This is a genomic window from Xenorhabdus griffiniae (assembly GCF_015163655.1).
Lineage (GTDB): Bacteria > Pseudomonadota > Gammaproteobacteria > Enterobacterales > Enterobacteriaceae > Xenorhabdus > Xenorhabdus griffiniae.
In genome coordinates, this window is the sequence record NZ_JADEUF010000193.1 from 1 (window position 1) to 3,416 (window position 3,416).

General features: G+C 45.5%; 2 protein-coding genes and 1 pseudogene. 2 read left to right on the forward strand and 1 reads right to left on the reverse strand.

All coding sequences use genetic code 11. The annotated features are described in order from the left end of the window. Together IQ211_RS18415 and IQ211_RS18420 are read left to right on the forward strand one after the other, a co-directional pair. Nucleotides 1-602 (forward strand): annotated as a pseudogene (locus IQ211_RS18415) (hypothetical protein); the annotation flags it as partial. A gap of 2 nt (nucleotides 603-604) precedes the next feature. Next, a complete protein-coding gene (locus IQ211_RS18420; RefSeq protein ID WP_189760741.1) occupies nucleotides 605-1,021 on the forward strand; it encodes a hypothetical protein in 417 nt (138 codons plus the stop codon). A 55-nt stretch (nucleotides 1,022-1,076) separates the two neighbouring features. Here the strand turns inward: IQ211_RS18420 and IQ211_RS18425 are convergent. Then, on the reverse strand, nucleotides 1,077-3,416 hold a 2,340-nt coding region (locus IQ211_RS18425), incomplete at its 5' end, for an autotransporter family protein (RefSeq protein WP_228011617.1).

The following is a 3,416-nucleotide window of genomic DNA, read 5'->3' on the forward strand; positions in this document are numbered from 1 at the left end:
AATCAGAACTAGATCAAAATATACTAGTGGTTATAGTAAATAGACATAAAAAATTTCGTGTTGGATATAAAATCATTGTTTATTTGACTTCAGATATATTTTCAGAACCATATTTCATCACAGGTGAAAATATCGATGATTTAACATACCAGATAACTATTCCTTTTTCTAAGATCCCTCTCGGAAGTTATAATATTTTCTACACTATTACTGATTTATTATATATGGAGACTAAATCTGGTAGCACCCCTGTCTCAATTAAGGAATCTGCTTCTCCGCAGACATCTCTTGAAGCTATTCTAATGATAACTGGATATGAACCAGTCGGTTATGAATATGAAATTCTAACAATTCAGGTTTACGATAAACAAAAGAATGAATTAATTAGAAATACTGATTTCCAGTATAAACTCATTCAACCCGTTAATATCATTGATGTTCCTGAAATTGGTTCAAATCCTGAGACTAGATACTCAATGACTACAAACGAATATGGAGAGTTTAAAATAAATCTAAAAGGTCAAAAATTTGGGCATTGTATTATACAGGTGACAATTAATAATCTTGTTGGTAACATAAATCATACTATGGGAGAGTTTTAACTATGGCAACGCAGACACTTTTATTTCCAGCGGTAGGTAATGGTACACGTGTGTCAATTTTCTTTCAAAGAGTATCTCAATATTATTATTTCGTACAGTTAAAAGAGAGTTCTACTGGAAGGCCTTTTTTCACTTGGAATGAACAGAATCCTGACTATGGAATTGCTAGTTCATTTGCTTATGATGGAGTACCTGGAGATCTAATATGTACAGTAGATTGCCCACAAAGCCCCCGTCTTGATAATACATGGGCTGAAAACATAATAACACCTAATCCGGAAAGTCCAACTTATGGAACAGTCTATAATGTTGCCTTTAATGATTATAGTGGTCCAACTCAATTCTCTAACTTTTTCATTTCTCTGGCAAGCTGGCTGCCAGTCTCGCCTATAGTTCCCGTCCCACCTATGCCTATCTGATAGTGATTACCGTGGAATAATTTTCCACGGTTTCATTTTTATGCATATTTCTATATTACCACGTCACCCTTAGCCCAATTTTTGCACTCAGTTCATAGCTGTCAAAATTATTCAGGCTGGTGTTGACAGAAGTCTGACCATAGACGACAGACTGGTTATCCTTCCAACTGTAGGAACCCCCGATTCCTGTTTCACCCCATGTGCGGTCATTCCCCCCGTGGAAGGCAACATTTGCAACATCAACCGCGTCATTACGCCCCAGCAGCTCTTGGCGAAGATTGAACAGGCCGTAAAGATTAGCGGCTTTTTCAGCCTTGCCCTGATCATCGTGCCACTTTTGGCTGTAGTCTATCGTCGCACCCATACGCAATTTCATATTCCTGCTTTGATCAAAGCGGATTTTGGCTCCAAATGTGTCATGGAAGTCATTCATGCTGATGGCTGAATGCACAAGCTGTACTTGCGGAGTCAGCGACCATTTTGGGGTCAAGTCAAACCGTTGCCCTGCTTCCAGACTCAACGCATAGCCCAGAGCGGACTTATTATTCCCCAGTTGCCGACTGGCCGTCTTTGAATCCAGATCATTTTCAAAGTAGGTAAGCTGAGTCAAACCATCCAGATAAAACCCATTATTGCCGTACCATGTACCTGTCGCACCTATCGTGTAACCATTCGCACGGATTTTACCTTCACCGTGCACGGAGCCCACGTTTGCATTAATATTCGAATATTGCAGGAAACCACCACCAACCACTGAGCCGTGGTCATTTTCATAAAAGCGGCCGTCTATGCCGATTTGAGCACGAGCCATGTTATAGGTAATATCGCCAGCTCCAGATGTGGTGATACGGGGAGATAATCTGCCGTAAGAAGCTGTCATCCGTCCCCATGTGCCATTGGACAATGATGGGTTTATTCTATCGTCTGTGCTACCCTCGTCAGCAGTGGTCCTGAAACTATTCACACCCCGCAGTTTGTCCTCACGCCCGCCAACTCGTCCATGCAAAGACTCTGGCATATTCAGGGTCTGTAAAACTCGTCCATAAGCCTCGTAAACGCTAACGCCAGCATGATAGAGTTGTTGTGGCTTTGGTAGAGGATCTGGGTTGGGTTTTGGACTGGTCAGCGACGAGCGTAGGTACCAATTTCCATCCAAATTATCAATACCATTCTTATGAAGCCGGTAAGCATAGGCACCAACCACAACGGCTGGCTCTCCCTTATAGCTATAATCACCAACCAAACTGAAAGTACCGTCCGATGTGCCTTTCACCTCAACAACCTTGATGCCTTCCTTCGTCGGCGCACCCGCGCCGCCGACATTTTTGATCATGAGATGAGTTGTCCCGGATGTGCTGCCGTTCACCACCAGTCTGTCAGTCTTTGAGTTATCGCCTTCCAACACGGTCGATAAACTCACTGTACCGTTATTGCCGCTATAGTTACCTGTGATCACCAATGTACGCCCTACGGCTTTGTCATCTCCGCCTGCCAAGACTGTGCCACTGTTATTCAAAGCGGAAATAGTCGTATTAAATCCGCCCATATCAAGCTTACCATGCTGCCCGATTGTATAAGACGAATCTGCACTGAAAGCCCCTTCTGATCCTTGGCGAAGCGTCCCTTTCTGTACTTCCGTCGAGCCTGTATAGTTGTTAATGCCGGTCAGAAGGGTTATACCGTTACCAGCCTGCACCATTTGCCCTTGCCCTTTTAGGGAACCGGAAAATGCCATTTGATCAGCACGGTTGAAAACCAGTTTCGTACCTTCCCCACTTTCGACCAATCCAGTAAGGGTTCCGCTGTTATGTCCATCACCGATTTGCAAAATGCCATGACGAATTACCGTACCACCAGAATGGATATTCGTGCCGGTAAGCGCCAGCGTCCCTTTACCCTTTTGAATAAGTTTGCCCTCGCCAGTGATATTGCCGCCAAATGTCACCGCATCTGCGCGGTCAAAAGCCAGCACCCCTTTACTGCCTGTGACCACATCACCGGAAATACTGCCCTGGGTGCCACCGTCACCTAGCTGGAGGACACCCTGCGTCACTGTTGTGCCGCCCGAATGAGCATTCGTGCCGGTAAGCGCCAGCGTCCCTTTACCGTTTTGAATAAGTTTGCCTTCGCCGGTGATATTGCCGCCAAATGTCACAGCATTTGCGCGGTCAAAAGCCAGCGTCCCTTTACTGCCTGTGACCACATCACCGGAAATACTGCCCTGGGTGCCGCCATCACCTAGCTGGAGGACACCCTGCGTCACTGTCGTGCCACCCGAATGCGTATTCGTGCCGGTAAGCGCCAGCGTCCCTTTACCGTTTTGAATAAGTTTGCCTTCGCCGGTGATATTGCCGCCAAACGTCACGGCATCCGAGCGGTCAAAAGCCAGCGTCCC

What these genes read in the sequence shown, in the direction of transcription:
- IQ211_RS18420 (WP_189760741.1), top strand. Translation starts at nt 605, where the DNA reads ATGGCAACGCAGACACTTTTATTTCCAGCGGTAGGTAATGGTACACGT.